Below are 16,216 nucleotides of genomic sequence, written 5' to 3'. Positions count from 1 at the left end.
TGATGAACCACAGGTGATATGTGAGTCTCTTCCAAAATATTATAGTTATTATTCTACTGATTTCAGCAGCAGGTTTTTTATCACTTACTGAAATTGCACTTGCAGGTGCTCGAAAAGTTAAATTAAAAATCCTCGCTGAATCAGGTGAAACTCGCGCACAAAAAGTTTTGGATTTACAAGAACAATCCGCTGATTTCTTTGCCGCATCACAAATTGGTTTAAATGCAGTTGCTATTCTGGGTGGTATTTTAGGTGAAGCAGCTTTTCGTCCATTTTTTGTAGAAATGATTAAAGGTTTTTATGCTGGTCCTTGGTTAGAAACCATTGGTTTTGCCCTATCATTTACTATGGTCACTTCACTATTCATTTTATTTGCTGATTTAATGCCAAAACGCTTGGCAATGATCGCTCCAGAAAAAATTGCAATTAGCGTTATTGATCCCATTCAAGTTTTTATCAAGGTTTGCAAACCCTTAGCTTGGGGAATTAATGCGATTGCAAACTTGTTATTTCGCTTATTTAAAGTAAATACCATTCGTGATGACAACATCACCTTTGATGATATTTCTGCGGTCATGGATGCAGGTGCACAAGCGGGTGTCTTACAAAAGCAAGAACATCACTTTATTGAAAATGTATTTGAACTTGAAGAACGAACTGTTCCCTCAAGTATGACTACACGTGAAAACGTGGTTTATTTTACTTTGACGGAACATGAAGATAGCATCCGTCAAAAGTTAGCTGAATATCCTTATTCAAAATTTGTCGTGTGTAATGAACATATCGACCAAGTTATTGGGTATGTCGATGCTAAAGATATCCTGATTCGTATCTTAAACAAGCAATCCTTCACACAATTGAATGAATCAACTATTCGTAATGTACTCATTATTCCAGACACACTCACCTTATCTGAACTACTAGACCGTTTTCGCTCAACTAAAGAAAAATTTGCTGTTGTTATCAATGAATATGCTTTAGTCGTTGGTGTTATCACCCTGAGCGACATTATGATTACCGTTATGGGTGATTGGGTCACACCAATGGATGAAGAGCAACAAATTATTAAACGTGATAATCACTCTTGGTTAATTGATGGCAGCACACCAATTGAGGATGTAAAACACGTTCTAGAAATTGAAGAGTTTCCAGAAAATGAAAACTACGAAACGATCGCTGGTTTCATCATGTATCGTTTGCGTAAGATCCCTCGCCCTGCGGATGCGGTAGAATATGCAGGATTTAAATTTGAAGTCGTCGATATTGATCATTATAAAATTGACCAATTGTTGGTGACTCAGATTATGCCAAATCAAGAGAATGCTTTAAAAGATCACGAAGAATAATGTAAATATAAAAAGCCCAATATTGGGCTTTTTATATAAAAATAAACCAAACAAGCATAGCGATTAAAAAAAGAACAGTAACTAAAAACTGAATACCACTGCGACTACGTTGAGCCAATTGTTCTTGTATAAATACTTGCTCATTTGGGTGAGTATCTAAATAACGATCTACTAAATCTTTAGACTCTTTCAGACCTAGACCCGTTTTTTCACGTGTTATTTTTATTGCATCAATTAATTTACCTGACCTTAAGGCAATTAAAGCTTCATGTGGTAACTCTTCCATTTGACTCATGTGCCAAACATCCTTGTTATTCTAATTCATTAATTTATAAAAATTTTTAATTTAGTTACCACCATACAAAGAAATTAGTTCATCTAATGTCGCTTGATAGTGAATAAGAATATCTTCTGATAAAATTTTATATGCATTATCAAATTGCACCATTGGCCAACCTTCTTTCCAAAATGGGAAAATATTATGCAAACCTTCTGTCACAATTGCATCTTCGCGTGTGATAGCTTGAGAAACCTGAGATAAAACTTGAGCTGTTTCTGCCCCATCAATTGCTAAATAATCAATACCACGTACTTTTAAGATTCGGATACGATCTTTTTTATAACGTATTTTTTTGGCCTGTCCTGCATTTAGCCCCAAAGCTAAAGTAACAGCCTCTACAAACTTCTCTTCAAAACTATTATTCAGCGCAACCAAAGCATTTTTGTGTGCTTCTTGACGACCAACTTTCCCACCATTACGAATGATCTCTTTAGCTTCAACATCAAGCTCATCTTTTTTCATAGACTGTAAAATGTCTAAAATTTCGATATCGCTTAAATACTCAGGAGATTGCTCAATCATGGGAGACCTTATACACATAAATAAAGAAACATTGTCTCATAAAAGCGATGTCAAAGCAGAATAAAATTAAAATTGGATTGTATTAACTCACTATCTATTCATAACAAAAAGCAGAGGTTTTCCACTCAATAATCAATTTTTCATTTCCAATTCTTATCACACTCAATCATTGAAGCAACAATCTGCATACCAATCTCGTTTTTTTTTGATTTTTTTTAAACAAGCAATACATTTCTCTTTCAATTCATTAATCATTTTTTGTTGCTTTACTTTACCATTCTCAAAGCTAATCCAAATATCAATTTCATCCATACATTCAATCACATACTTTAAATCATTAGAAATAATTGGAGATTTTAAAATTTCATTAGAAAAACTCGGTCTCGCCAAAGACCATATTCCCACCTCAGGATGAATAACACCTTGTTTCATCCCTTCTAAAAGACCTAAAGCCAATGAAGCAAGATAAAATTCCGCATTTTCATTATTAGTTTCCAACTTCATTAAAATTATTTCCCAAATATCAAATTAAAAAACCCGCTTTCTTATAAAAACGGGTTTTCGTGTTAAATCAAGCTAAGCAATTACAGGCGAACCAATTCCACTATTTTTTCAGCAGCTTCTTCAACAGTTTCAGCCGTAATATCAGTATCTGTACCTTCAACTGCTGTAGTGATTACCACCACACCTGTTTCACGTAACAGTGCAATTTGCTCAGCCGTTAAATTGGCTTTCGCAATCGCGACCACACCTTGCTGAATCAACAAGCTCTCTAAAGCTTGAGCTTTCTCGACTAACTGTGCAGAAATACCTATCACCGCGGGTTTCTGACCTAAACGAGCAGCTCGATCTTCTGCAGTAACTGGATTGCTATGCGCAGTCCACTCAACAGCAGCTTCAACCATACCTGCACCAACCGTAACGTTGCTTAAACGGTCAATAAAGATAAATGAACCTGTATAACGACTGTCTTGGTATTGATCAAATACAACTGGCGCATCAAACTCAATAACCACATCAGCAATTGCATTCAACTCAAGCTCTTCAACTTGTGTATGTTCAAGTGTATTGACATTAACTCGGAAATTAATCGCTGTAACTTTAGCTGGTACAGTTTGTGTACCAATCTTCACGTTATAAAGTTTGCCTTTAACTAAAGGATGTTCAGTCATCCAAACAACTGAAGCACGAACGCTACGTGAAATTAAAGGTTGCTCGCCTGCACGAACCAATACATTACCACGTGAAATATCAATTTCATCATTCAATGTAAGTGTCACTGCTTGACCAGCAGCTGCGCTTTCAAGATTTCCATCAAAAGTCACAATTTCTTTAACTGTTGATTTCTTACCTGACGGTAGTGCTACGATTTCATCGCCTACTTTGATTTCACCAAGCGCAATCGTTCCTGCAAAACCACGGAAATCAAGGTTTGGACGATTCACATATTGAACAGGGAAACGGAATTCATGTTTATTCGATTCACGTTTGATTTCCACTGATTCAAGAATATCCATCAGTGTTTGACCTTTGTACCAAGGTGTACTTACAGATGGATTTACAACATTATCGCCATTGAGTGCTGAAATTGGAACAAAGACGATATTTTCTGGACGACGGTTGCCTAACTGATTTACAAACGCATCATATTCAACTTGAATTTCATTGAATCGAGTTTCAGAAAACTCAACCAAATCCATTTTATTGATCGCAACTACGATATTTTTAATACCAAGCAAACTTGCGATAAAGGTATGACGACGTGTTTGTGTTTGAACACCATATCGCGCATCAATCAAAATGATTGCAAGGTCAGCAGTTGAAGCACCAGTCGCCATGTTGCGCGTATATTGCTCATGCCCTGGTGTATCCGCGATGATGAACTTACGTTTCTCAGTTGAGAAATAACGATACGCAACATCAATAGTAATACCTTGTTCACGTTCAGCTTGTAGACCATCTACAAGAAGTGCAAGGTCAGGTGCATCACCCGTTGTACCTACTTTTTTACTGTCTCGAGTAACTGCTTGCAATTGATCTTCATAGATCAACTTTGAATCGTAAAGTAAACGACCAATAAGCGTTGATTTACCATCATCCACGTTACCGCAAGTCAAAAAGCGTAGCAGGTCTTTATTTTCATGCTGTTTTAAATACGCCAAGATGTCTTGGCTAATAAGATCTGATTGATGAGACATTGCTCAAAACTCCACATATTCTTTAGAAATCATTTTTAATCTCCCTAAATCCCTCTTTTTAAGAGAGAGATTTACTTTAGGAAATTAGAAGTAACCTTCCTGCTTTTTCTTTTCCATCGAGCCAGCTTCATCATGGTCAATCATTCGACCTTGGCGTTCTGAACTAGTGGCCAAAAGCATTTCCTGAATAATTTCAGGCAAGGTATCTGCTTCCGATTCGACTGCACCTGTTAATGGATAACAGCCTAATGTACGGAAACGCACCGATTTCATTTGTGGAACTTCACCCTCTTTTAAACGCATACGCTCATCATCTACCATGATCAACGTACCACTACGCTCTACAACTGGGCGAACAGCTGAGAAATAAAGAGGAACAATTTGAATGTTTTCTAGATAGATATATTGCCAAATATCTAACTCAGTCCAGTTAGATAATGGGAATACACGAATGCTTTCCCCTTTGTTTACTTTACCGTTGTAAAGATTCCAAAGTTCTGGACGTTGATTTTTAGGATCCCAACGGTGTTTCGTATCACGGAATGAATAAACACGTTCTTTCGCACGTGATTTCTCTTCATCACGACGTGCTCCACCAAAGGCAGCATCAAACTGGTATTTATCCAAGGCTTGTTTTAAGCCCTGAGTTTTCATGATATCCGTATATTTTGAACTACCGTGATCAAATGGGTTAATCCCAGCATCACGTCCTTCTTTGTTCTGATGAACAATCAAATCAAAGCCATGTGTTTTCGCCATGTTATCGCGAAAAGCAATCATGTCTTTAAATTTCCAACCCGTATCTACATGTAGTAATGGGAATGGGAGTTTTGCTGGATAGAAAGCTTTTAATGCTAGATGAAGCATAACCGCCGAATCTTTACCAATCGAGTAAAGCATCACAGGGTTTTCAAACTCAGCAGCAACTTCACGAATGATGTGAATACTTTCAGCCTCAAGCTGTTTGAGGTGAGTTAATCTATTCTCAGTCATGTACACTTCCTCCTTTATTCATGCTACCCATAAAATCTATAAGCGGTCTTACACCACCACTTGGAAGACCGTGTGGAGGAACGAGTATCATAACAACTCCAATTTTTCGTGATATCGATGTTATTACCAGAACTTAATTAATGATCTAGTAAGGTTTATTCATTATAATAATTTAGAGAGAGTTCTTTAGCTTGTTTTTTCATATCAATATGCAAAATTATGATATGAATATATAACTTCATTATAAAAGTGAAACCATCTATTTTAATTCTAAAGTAAGAAAAGAAGCCTGTTTCAGCTTCTTTTCTTGGGATTATGATGTTTAAAATTAGAAACGGAACATGTTACGTTCTAATGGAATTTCAACACCTACAGAAACACCACCATCATTGCCATTTAAATCTGAATCACTCAACCAACCATTAATCTTAAGTGGGATTGTTGGCTTTAAATAGTGTGTCCAAGTCAAGTCTAAACCTTTCACAGTATCATCTTTTGGAAATGCAGCATTAATCGTCAAATTAGACTGATTCACTTTGGCATAGATCGCACGCCCACTTAAGCGATTCATTACATCAAAACGAATATCACCGCCGACTGAGTACATTTGTCCATCGCCACCCATTGCATGACCTAATGGGAAACCATGTTGATAATAGCCATCTTTATATATTGAATGGTTGTAAGAAATTTTTCTTACTTCGCCATTTGTACGTGTGTCAGCCCATTCAGCATAAAGTTGATATGGCATATTTTTATAGCTAGAAGAGAAATCTGCACCGCCTAAGTACATATATTTTGCTGGTAGTCCACCTGCTTCATCTTCACCAACAAACTGTGTATATAAACTTACAGGCACATTAAATAGAGGTTGCAAAAATAATCGACCATCGAATCCTGCAATTTGGTTAGAAGGATCAGCCTCGCCAGTTCCTCCATTGTCTTTACTACCTGTCCAAGCATCCAATAATGAGCTTAGACTCTCTGGTCGTCCTTCTCCACCCCATTGAATCGCTCTTGAAGCTCCTAGCTCTAAAGCAGGAAAAGGACGAGCAGTTAAACGTAATCCAATCAGTTTTGCGTCTGGTATAGCTTTATAGTCATCTAATTGACCTGCAAAAGCCTGATATTGCCAAGGTCCAATCCAAGACAACCATTTTGTTTCAAAAGCATCTTGAACTGCACGTTGTACAGTCACACCATATACAGGACGACTTGCATCGCCACGAATTAAGCTACCATCATGACCTGGTCCCCAATAAGTTGGAATTTGACCTGCAATAACCCATTGATTCCAAAGCTTACCAGCTATATAAGAACCCTCTACATTTGCATCATTTCCATTATCAATTAATGGATCTTTTTCACCATTTACACGAAGTTTAGCATCCCAATTGTCACCACCAGCATTCAACTCAGCTGCGATTTGATATTGAGATTTTTGGTTATCACCAAATGCTTGAGGAACTGTCTTTAAATCCGTACCAGCATGCAAACCCACTTTTACAGTTGCATTGTCTGCCTGCAAAGTATTTATCACAGAGTTCACAACTTTTTGCTGTGTATTATTAGTCACTTTCGCTTGTGACAACGCTCTTTGAATTTCATCACCACTTAAGGGCCATGTAGATGTACTGATTTGAATGACGCCTTGCTGATTTAACCAATTTAGATCAGTACGTAAATTTTCATCGTTGAGCACTAAGCCTTGCGCAAAAATAGTCGATGAAAACGAGGCAAATAATGCTATAGAAAGCGATTTTTTTAGAAACATGTCCAAACTGTTCTCAAGTTTATTTATGAGCACATCATCGTTTTTTTAGAGACACATTTCAATCCTCTAACCAAACAATTACATTTCTTAACGCAGAAAACAAAGAAGCCACTCTTAAGAGTGGCTTCTTTTATTAATCAGTCAAATGTTTAGTCTTTACGACGCATATGCGGGAATAAAAGCACATCACGAATACTTGGGGCATTCGCAAACAACATAACTAAACGATCAATACCAATACCTTCACCTGCTGTTGGCGGTAAACCGTATTCTAGCGCTTCAATAAAGTCCGCATCGTAATGCATTGCCTCATCATCACCAGCATCTTTCTCAGCAACTTGGGCTTGGAAACGCTCTGCTTGATCGATTGGATCATTTAATTCCGAGAAACCATTTGCGAGCTCACGTCCACCGATGAAAAACTCGAAACGATCAGTAATATGTGGATTATCATCATTACGACGTGCAAGTGGAGAGGTTTCAGCAGGATATTCGGTGATAAATGTTGGCTGACGCAGCTTAGTTTCAACTGTTTCTTCAAACACGATGGTTTGTAACTTACCTAAACCAAAGCCTGGCTTAACCTGCTCTTTTAATACTTCTTGAGTAAACTTAGCCAAGAAATCACGGTCATTTACATTTTCAGGTGTGAAATCTGGATTGTGTTCAAGAATCGCATCAAACATTGAGATTTTCTTGAATGGACCTTTAAAGCTATATACTTCTTCACCATAAGGTACATCTGTTGTACCCAAGATGTCGATTGCAAGTTTCTCAAGCATATTCTCAGTCAATGCCATCAGATCTTTATAATCTGCATATGCTTGGTAGAACTCAATCATCGTAAATTCAGGATTATGACGAGTCGAAACACCTTCGTTACGGAAATTACGGTTGATTTCAAATACACGTTCAAAACCACCTACCACTAAACGTTTTAAGTAAAGCTCAGGCGCAATACGTAAATAAAGCTCCATATCTAAAGCGTTGTGGTGTGTTACAAATGGTTTTGCAGATGCGCCACCAGGAATAACATGCATCATTGGCGTTTCAACTTCCATGAAACGCTCATTGGTTAAAAATGCACGAATACCTGCAACAACTTTGGCACGAATTTCAAATGTTTTTCTTGTTTCTTCGTTGACAATAAGATCTAAATAACGTTTACGGTATTTTGCCTCGGTGTCAGTTAAACCGTGGAATTTATCTGGTAATGGGCGTAATGATTTGGTTAGTAATTCAAAACCTTCAAGATGCACATATAAGTCACCCTTACCTGAACGACCAATATAACCTTCTGCTGCAATAATATCGCCAAGGTCTAAACTTTTTATTGTTTCTAAAATATCAGCAGCTAAACCTTTACGATCAACATAAAGTTGGATACGGCCAGTCATATCCTGAATCACCATAAATGATCCACGGTTGAGCATGACACGACCAGCAACTTTTACATAAACCTTTTCACCGCCTTCAATTTGCGCTTTATCTAAATCTTTAAATTGCTCTTGCAAATCAGCAGCATAGTGCTCACGTTTAAATGTGTTTGGCCAAGGGCTTTTGCCAGTTTGTTTGGCAGTATCTTGGATTTGCTTTAATTTGGCATGACGCTGTGCGATTAAATCGTTTTCGGAAAGTGTCTGTTCAGAAGTCGATTGAGCGTTTTGTTGCGTCATCTCTGCCTCGATTAAGTAAAAAATGAAGTGACATAGAATAGCAGATCACAACCCATTTTCGTATTGTTTCAACCAGACAATTCAAAAAAATGAAGATTTTATAAAATTTTCAAACTGATACTTTGCAAATTTAGAACAAAAACCCAAGCCGAATTAGACTCATTTTTCTGCTAAATGTTTAACCATCGCCAATCCTTGATCAAAGCCATTATTCATCATCTCTTCGTATTCAGGTTGAATATCGACTTCTACATGAAGTTGCGTTTCTCCATTGTAATCAACCAACAAATATTTTTCTAAAGAGCCAGCCCAAGCTTTCACATCCTCACTATCAAAATCCTCTTGACCATCTTTAATCATCCCGAGGTGCTTGAAAACAATTTCATTCGGCTCATCTATTCGTTCTATTGTCGATACCATCCCATTTCCATCGCCATCAGTAAAATAGGTTTTACCACTCACTTTCCAATCAGACTTCATTTGGGAATCACAAGAAAAGAATTTTGTCCAAACATTATAGGTTTCAGTTCCCCATAATATGTCCCAGACTCTTTCAGGGGTCGCATAAATTTTAATGTTGTAACTCAGCGTTTTCATAAATATAACGTCCTTATTATTGTGATAATTCATCATAACTGATTTTCAAATGTATGTTTTTTATTCAAACCAAACTTATACGTTTCATTATTTTCAGCAAATAATAAAGTCCTCGATATAGAAATAATTAGAGCAATTGCTCAAATAACAAGACTTTCGGCCCAAATTGCCATACCACTTTTTACATAAATGATTAAACTCTTGCATTTACTTTACTTAAATGTCGTTCTGCGTAAAAATCTAACTCCCGATCAACACAAGTTAGTTCTATTGCAGCGATCGTAACGACATTATGGAATAGTTTTACTGAAAGGCAATTTGAGCATACCTATCAGTTTGGAGAGTCACATGAAAAAATATCAATGTATCGTTTGTGGTTGGATTTATGACGAAGCAGAAGGCTGGCCACAAGACGGCATTGCAGCAGGGACAAAATGGGAAGACATCCCAGATGATTGGACTTGCCCAGATTGCGGCGTTTCAAAAGCTGATTTTGAAATGGTTGAAATCTAAATAGAACTAAAAGACCATGATCATCATGGTCTTTTTTTCTTATGTTTTATTTTTAAATTAAAAAAATTGGAGAATGTAATGCATCCTATCGTCATCATCGGATCAGGCATGGCTGGTTATACTGTTGCACGAGAATTCCGTAAACTGAGTCCTGAACAAGAACTCATGATGATCTGCGCGGATGATGCGGTAAACTATGCTAAACCAACATTATCCAATGCTTTTGCAGGTAATAAAGCACCTGAACAAATTGCTCTAGGTGATGCTGCTAAAATGGCAGCCCAACTCAATATGCGTATTGAAGCGGCAACTTTGGTAAAAGAAATTCATCCTGAAAACCATGAAATCACGTTAGAAAAAAATGGTGAGATTTTCAAACAAGCCTATTCAAAATTAGTTCTTGCAGTGGGTGCAAATCCGATTCGTTTAGCAATTGCGGGCGATGGTAGTGAAGATATTCACGTGGTCAACTCATTGGTTGACTATAGTGTATTCCGTGAAAATCTAGCAAAACGCAAAGACAAACGCGTTGTGATTCTCGGAGCTGGATTGATTGGCTGTGAATTTGCGAATGACTTATTGCATAGCAACTATGACGTTACCGTCATTGATTTAGCACCTCAACCACTTGGACGCTTATTACCGACTCATGTTGCTGAAGCATTTAAAACTAACTTAGAAGAAGCTGGGATTAAATTTGCACTTTCAACTACAGTTGAGAAAGTTACCAAAATTAATGATGGTGAAGACTACGCTGTGACTTTGGCGAATGGACAAACTTTGGTTGCAGATATTGTTCTTTCTGCTATCGGTTTACAACCAAACACTGCTTTAGCCAAAGCTGCCGATATTCAAACTAGTCGAGGTATTATCACAAATACACTACTAGAAACTAATCAAGCTGACATCTATGCAGTAGGTGACTGTGCTGAAGTAAATGGGACTTTGCTTCCATACGTCATGCCAATCATGCAACAGGCACGTGCATTAGCAAAAACTTTAAGCGGTCAAAGCACAAATGTTCATTATCCTGCTATGCCAGTTGCGGTAAAAACACCAGCTGCACCTCTTACTGTTTTACCTGCACCAATTGATGTTGAAGTAAATTGGGAAACTGAAGAGTTTGATGATGGTATGCTTGCTAAAGCAACTGATGCTGAAGGGACATTAAGAGGTTTTGTTTTATTAGGTGCAACTGCTGGTAAACAGCGTTTAACTTTAACTAAACTCGTACCGGACTTGATTCCTGCTCAAGCTTAAGGTTTAAATAAGAGAGTTTATTGAGAAATGGGTTCCAGTAAACTCTCTTCCGAAAATAGATAAAAACAATTCAACTTGGAATGAATACCATGAACAGCGCACTTCAATTTAATGTCTCTCCTTATGCTCCATTTATGCAAGAAACCAAAGTTACTTTGGGTAATGGCATTGAGTTACATGTTGAAGTTGGGGGAAATCCTGAGCATCCAACAATTTTGTTGGTGATGGGTTTAGGCGCGCAAATGCTGTTTTGGCCAGATTTTTTTTGCAAATCCCTAATTGATCAAGGATTTCGTGTTATTCGATTCGATAATCGTGATATTGGTTTATCTTCAAAAGTTCGTCATAAAGGACAACGGCTGAATACCATGAAACTCATGAGTCGATTCATGGTCGGATTAACCAATGAAGGTGCGCCCTACACGCTTTATGATATGGCTGATGATGTGGCTATGCTAATAGATCAGCTAGGTTTAGAAAAAACCTATATTATCGGTGCCTCTATGGGTGGCATGATTTCACAAATCGTAGCAGCTAAATATCCAGAAAAAGTTGAGAAAATCGGCCTTTTATTTACAAGTAATAATCAGCCGTTTTTACCACCACCTTTTCCAAAACAGCTTTTTAGCTTAATTGGAAAACCTGAAGCTCATGATGAAGATGCGATCGTCAATCATAGTTTAAAAGTATTTCATATTATCGGCTCTCCTGGATACGTTAACCAAGTAGAAGCAATTCAGACTATTCGTAAATTATATCGTCGTAGTTTCTACCCAGCGGGTGTACTTCAACAATTTTTAGCAATATTATGTACAGGTTCATTGCTGCCACTTAATAAGACTATTAATCAACCAACATTAGTGGTACACGGTTCAAAAGATCGCTTATTACCGCCAAGTCATGGGAAAGCGGTTGCAAAAGCGATTTCTGGTGCTAAGTTTGAATTAATTCATGGAATGGGGCATGATATTCCTGCACATTTCATTCCTCAACTTAGTGGTTTGTTTGCACATCACTTTAAATCATCACACTAGGACACTATGGCTGCATTACCCTCATTAAGACAGCTATCATATTTAGTTACGTTGTCAGAAACTTTACATTTTACTGAAGCAGCTCGTCGATCATTTGTTACCCAATCAACATTATCGGGTGGCATTATGGAATTGGAGCGTCTTTTAGGTGGCGTCTTAGTTGAGCGTGATCGTCAAAACGTCCGTTTGACTCCTCTAGGTGAACAGGTTGTTGCCCGTGCGCGTGTATTACTAGCTGATGCACAAGATTTGATGCGCCTAAGCAGAGAAATGAGCGAACCATTAACAGGTGATTTGCATCTTGGAATTATTCCTACAATCGCACCTTTTATCTTGACGCAACTTTTAGATGAAGTTCATCGTCAACTTCCTAAAATACAACTTCATCTACATGAAGCACAAAGTGAGAAAATTGTCGAAAAATTAGAACACGGCAATTTAGATATGATCGTTCTTGCTTTGCCATTCGATACTCGTGGTTTAAAAGTTGCTGAAATCGCTAAAGAAAACTTATTTGTTGTTTACAATAAAAAAGATAAGAATGCAGCTGAAGCAACTTCATTAGATGATTTAGATTTAACACGTCTCATGCTTTTAGAAGAAGGACATTGTTTACGTGATCATACACTGAGTGCTTGCCCAGTCGGCGAACGTAAAAATGATCACCGTTTAAAAGCGAGTTCACTACCAACGCTTGTTGAAATGGTGTCTTCTGATTTAGGTTTTACTTTATTACCTGAGATTGCTTTGAAGAACAGTATGATTCACTTTAATGAAGAAATTGCTGTCAAATCGATCGGTGATGCCCCAAGCCGCACACTCGCTTTAGTGACTCGCAAAAGTACTCCACTACAAAGCGAGTTCGATGTGATTTTTCAGATTTTGAAGAAAATCACTGCGCATCTAGAATGAAATAAAATGCCTGTAATATGAATTACAGGCATTTTTTAAAGAAAAACAGTAAAAAATTCTATTTTATTTCCAATAAATTTACTTGCTCAACCTGTACATCACTCATGCGTCGACCTTGATCTAATAATTGGTCAAAATAAGATTCAACCACTTTGGCTTGATCAGCTGTATTTTCAACTTTATACATGTTTTGACGAAATTCGTTGCTAGAGCGTAAACCTTTCGTATACCAAGCAATATGTTTACGGGCTATGCGGCATCCAGAGTATTCACCATAAAATTGATATAGTTCGGCTAAATGCCCCATTAAAACTTGTTTCACTTCTACAATTTCTGGTGCCGCCAAGTGTTCCCCTGTCTCAAGATAATGCGCAATTTCTCTAAAAATCCATGGTCGTCCCTGAGCAGCACGCCCGATCATAACAGCATCAGCACCAGTATAATCTAAGACATATTTTGCCTTTTCAGGACTATCGATATCGCCATTCGCAATCAAGGGAATATTTATGTTGTCTTTAACTTCACGAATTAGTTCATAGCGAGCAGTATTTAAATACATATCTTCACGTGTACGACCATGTAAAGCTAAAGCTGCTATACCTGAATCCTCGGCACGCTTCGCGACACGAAGAATATTTTCCTCACCATTTAAAAAGCCAAGGCGTGTTTTTAAAGTTACAGGTACATCCACTGCTGCAACGACAGCATCTAAAATCCTTGCCACGAGATCTTCATCTTGCAGTAAAGCCGAACCCGCGAGTTTATTACATACTTTTTTCGCAGGACATCCCATATTAATGTCAACGATTTGCGCACCATTCGCAACCTGATATCGTGCAGCTTCAGCAAGTTGCTCTGGATCAGAGCCAGCTATTTGTGCTGAAATTGGAGCAAGTTCACCGTCAAAATTAGCTCTGTACAAACTTTTTTTGCTCATGCGAAGCGTTTTATCAGCGGTCATCATTTCACTAACCGCATGACCTGCACCAAAGTATTTACATAAGGTTCTGAACGGCCTATCGGTTACACCCGCCATAGGTGCGACAATCAAATTATTTGACAGTTGATATGGACCAATATACATATATTTTCTTACAAATTCTGATCAACATAGTATACTTCATTCGCCCATTCAGCTCATCTTTTTATGCGGTGTTGCACTGATTATGAATAAATCGACTTCGACCCGTCCCTTTTTCAAAACTATTAGCATCTTAACTGCATGCATAAGCTTAGCCGCTTGTGGTGATAATGCTTGGTGGTCAAGTGACAAAGATCCTGAGATGGAGGCTGATCAAATCAGAAAGGTCATTCCTGCACGTGTAAATGATCGTGAATCTTGGTCTCAAGATATTTTCGATATTATGCAAGAGCTAAGCATTCCTAAAACCAAGCAAAATGTATGTAGTATTGTCGCTGTAGTCGATCAAGAATCGAACTTTGTTGCTGACCCTACAGTACCTGGATTAGGTGCAAAAGCGGTTGAGGAAATTAACTCAAGACTAAAAGAAAAGTTCGAAGCAAAACTTGGCGAAAAAATTGGTGGCACAGTCGCTGGTTATTTTGAAGATGTACTCAAAAACCAACCTTCACCAGAAAACAACTATATGAGCCAGATGCGTAAAGTACAAACTGAACGCGAATTAGACTTACTCTATCGAGAAATTTTCGATTACATGGCTCAACATTATCATGTGAGTGCATTAACAGGCGCAGCCAAACTGGTTGGGCAAGACATTGGTGAGAAGTTAAATCCAATCACCACATTAGGCTCAATGCAAGTACATATCAATTATGCCAAAGAACATAAACGTAAAGCTGGAGGCATAGCCGAGTTACGCAATGATCTTTACACTCAGTATGGTGGTCTATACTACGGTATTCATCGTTTAATGGAATACCCTGCTGATTATGATGAAGCAATTTATCGTTTTGCAGATTATAATTCTGGGATGTATTCGAGCCGTAATGCTGCTTTCCAAAAAATGCTAGGTGCATTAACAGAAGCTGATATTAGTTTAGATGGTGACTTACTCCTATACAATAAAGACGGTGATGTAAAATCCACACAAAGCCAAACTGAAAAAGAATTAATTGCTGTTTTTGCTCAAAATAATGTATTGGTAACTCCACGACAAATTCGTGCCGATCTGAAAAAAGAAAAAGAGAAAAAATTTGAAGATACTCAAACTTACTTAGCTGTTCAAAAACTTTATCAAAAGAAAACCAACAAAGAACCAATGTATGCTGTCATGCCTCAAGTGGTCATTTCAGGGCCTAAATTGAGTCGTGATTACAACACAAATTGGTTTGCAAGTCGTGTTAACGGGCGTTATGAGCAATGCATGCAAAAAGCAAAAAGAATCAAACTATAAATCTTGCACTCTTTGATTTTGACGGGACTTTATATCCCAAAGATAGTTTTACTGGGTTTATCTTTTACACCCTTTCAAAACGACATATTGTAAAAAATGGCTTGAAAATTCTGCCATGGATTCAAGCCTATTATTTAAATTTATATCCAGCACATGCAATGAGACCAAAACTTTATCAAAGCATGTTCAAAGATATTCCCGTCGATTTTGTAGATCAACTCTCACAAGATTATGCAAAAAAAATAATTAAAAAACTTGATTCAAATTTAATGAAACAATTGCATAAACATCAACAACGTGGCGATGATATTGTGCTGGTTTCAGCTTCAATTGATTTATACCTTAAATATGTTTGTAAATTTTTAAATATCGAACTTATTTGTACAGTAACTGAAATACAAAATGGTCATTTAACTGGTTTTTATCAGTCAGAAGATTGTAGTCGAGAGCAGAAGAAACGACGTATATTGGATCAATATAATCTCTCTAATTATCAACATATTTATGCGTATGGTAACAGTGAAGAAGACTTAGAAATGCTATCTATTGCTGATTTTACCTATATGGTTGGCGAAGATAAGCCATTACCAAAAGTCGATGATTCTAAAGACCATGACATATGGAAGAATGTTAAACAAATATAAAAAAAGGCCCGCTTGAAGCGAGCTTTTTTATA

16 protein-coding genes are annotated in these 16,216 nt (G+C 37.4%); 7 read left to right on the top strand and 9 right to left on the bottom strand.

Annotation, left to right across the window (positions count from 1 at the left end):
- The first annotated feature begins 20 nt into the window (after positions 1–20).
- Positions 21–1,346, top strand: coding sequence for a hemolysin family protein (locus H2677_RS05245; RefSeq protein WP_004913375.1), 1,326 nt, complete (start codon positions 21–23; stop codon positions 1,344–1,346).
- Between the two features lie 31 nt (positions 1,347–1,377).
- On the opposite strand, the gene H2677_RS05240 is transcribed toward H2677_RS05245, so the two are convergent.
- The 8 genes from H2677_RS05240 to H2677_RS05205 all read right to left on the bottom strand — a co-directional run bounded on the left by H2677_RS05240 (position 1,378) and on the right by H2677_RS05205 (position 9,446).
- Positions 1,378–1,641 (bottom strand): ribosomal protein L7/L12, encoded by a 264-nt coding sequence (locus H2677_RS05240; protein WP_212639287.1) that lies wholly within the window; start codon positions 1,639–1,641, stop codon positions 1,378–1,380.
- 51 nt (positions 1,642–1,692) lie between these two features.
- Entirely contained in the window at positions 1,693–2,208 is a 516-nt protein-coding gene (locus H2677_RS05235) for a hypothetical protein (RefSeq protein ID WP_125298362.1), read from the bottom strand.
- A 162-nt stretch (positions 2,209–2,370) separates the two neighbouring features.
- Positions 2,371–2,712 (bottom strand): hypothetical protein, encoded by a 342-nt coding sequence (locus tag H2677_RS05230; RefSeq protein ID WP_212639286.1) that lies wholly within the window; start codon positions 2,710–2,712, stop codon positions 2,371–2,373.
- A gap of 80 nt (positions 2,713–2,792) precedes the next feature.
- Positions 2,793–4,406, bottom strand: a complete 1,614-nt coding sequence (gene cysN / locus H2677_RS05225) for a sulfate adenylyltransferase subunit CysN (protein WP_212639285.1) — start codon at positions 4,404–4,406, stop codon at positions 2,793–2,795.
- A gap of 84 nt (positions 4,407–4,490) precedes the next feature.
- Positions 4,491–5,399 (bottom strand): sulfate adenylyltransferase subunit CysD, encoded by a 909-nt coding sequence (gene cysD / locus H2677_RS05220; protein WP_004913386.1) that lies wholly within the window; start codon positions 5,397–5,399, stop codon positions 4,491–4,493.
- Between the two features lie 328 nt (positions 5,400–5,727).
- Positions 5,728–7,173 carry a capsule assembly Wzi family protein gene (locus tag H2677_RS05215; protein ID WP_212639284.1) on the bottom strand — a complete coding sequence of 482 codons (1,446 nt, stop codon included), beginning with the start codon at positions 7,171–7,173 and terminating at the stop codon, positions 5,728–5,730.
- A gap of 149 nt (positions 7,174–7,322) precedes the next feature.
- Positions 7,323–8,849, bottom strand: coding sequence for a lysine--tRNA ligase (gene lysS, locus H2677_RS05210; RefSeq protein WP_004953121.1), 1,527 nt, complete (start codon positions 8,847–8,849; stop codon positions 7,323–7,325).
- Positions 8,850–9,008: 159 nt separating this feature from the next.
- Complete coding sequence (locus H2677_RS05205; RefSeq protein WP_099949483.1) at positions 9,009–9,446, bottom strand: SRPBCC family protein; 438 nt, start codon at positions 9,444–9,446, stop codon at positions 9,009–9,011.
- 348 nt (positions 9,447–9,794) lie between these two features.
- On the opposite strand from H2677_RS05205, the gene rubA reads away from it, so the two are divergent.
- The 4 genes from rubA to oxyR all read left to right on the top strand — a co-directional run bounded on the left by rubA (position 9,795) and on the right by oxyR (position 13,165).
- A complete protein-coding gene (gene rubA / locus H2677_RS05200) occupies positions 9,795–9,959 on the top strand; it encodes a rubredoxin RubA (protein WP_004678010.1) in 165 nt (54 codons plus the stop codon).
- Between the two features lie 78 nt (positions 9,960–10,037).
- Positions 10,038–11,219: a rubredoxin reductase RubB gene (gene rubB, locus H2677_RS05195; RefSeq protein WP_004953119.1), complete on the top strand. Its 1,182-nt coding sequence runs from the start codon at positions 10,038–10,040 to the stop codon at positions 11,217–11,219.
- A gap of 89 nt (positions 11,220–11,308) precedes the next feature.
- Positions 11,309–12,253 (top strand): esterase EstB, encoded by a 945-nt coding sequence (gene estB, locus H2677_RS05190; RefSeq protein ID WP_004913400.1) that lies wholly within the window; start codon positions 11,309–11,311, stop codon positions 12,251–12,253.
- Positions 12,254–12,259: 6 nt separating this feature from the next.
- On the top strand, positions 12,260–13,165 hold the full coding sequence (oxyR, locus tag H2677_RS05185) for a LysR family transcriptional regulator OxyR (protein WP_004953118.1): 906 nt from the start codon (positions 12,260–12,262) through the stop codon (positions 13,163–13,165).
- Between the two features lie 58 nt (positions 13,166–13,223).
- Here the strand turns inward: oxyR and dusB are convergent, their stop codons facing one another.
- Positions 13,224–14,249 (bottom strand): tRNA dihydrouridine synthase DusB, encoded by a 1,026-nt coding sequence (gene dusB, locus H2677_RS05180; protein ID WP_212639283.1) that lies wholly within the window; start codon positions 14,247–14,249, stop codon positions 13,224–13,226.
- 82 nt (positions 14,250–14,331) lie between these two features.
- Between dusB and H2677_RS05175 the strand changes: the two genes are divergently transcribed.
- Complete coding sequence (locus H2677_RS05175; protein ID WP_212639282.1) at positions 14,332–15,540, top strand: DUF1615 domain-containing protein; 1,209 nt, start codon at positions 14,332–14,334, stop codon at positions 15,538–15,540.
- Positions 15,507–16,184, top strand: coding sequence for an HAD family hydrolase (locus H2677_RS05170; RefSeq protein ID WP_125298370.1), 678 nt, complete (start codon positions 15,507–15,509; stop codon positions 16,182–16,184). The genes H2677_RS05175 and H2677_RS05170 overlap by 34 nt, the downstream gene beginning before the upstream one ends.
- Positions 16,185–16,216: the final 32 nt, after the last annotated feature.

The sequence above is a fragment of the Acinetobacter junii genome, from assembly GCF_018336855.1.
Classification (GTDB): Bacteria; Pseudomonadota; Gammaproteobacteria; order Pseudomonadales; family Moraxellaceae; genus Acinetobacter; species Acinetobacter junii.
Note: the sequence above shows the minus strand (reverse complement) of the source record. Positions and strands in the feature narration are given on the sequence as shown.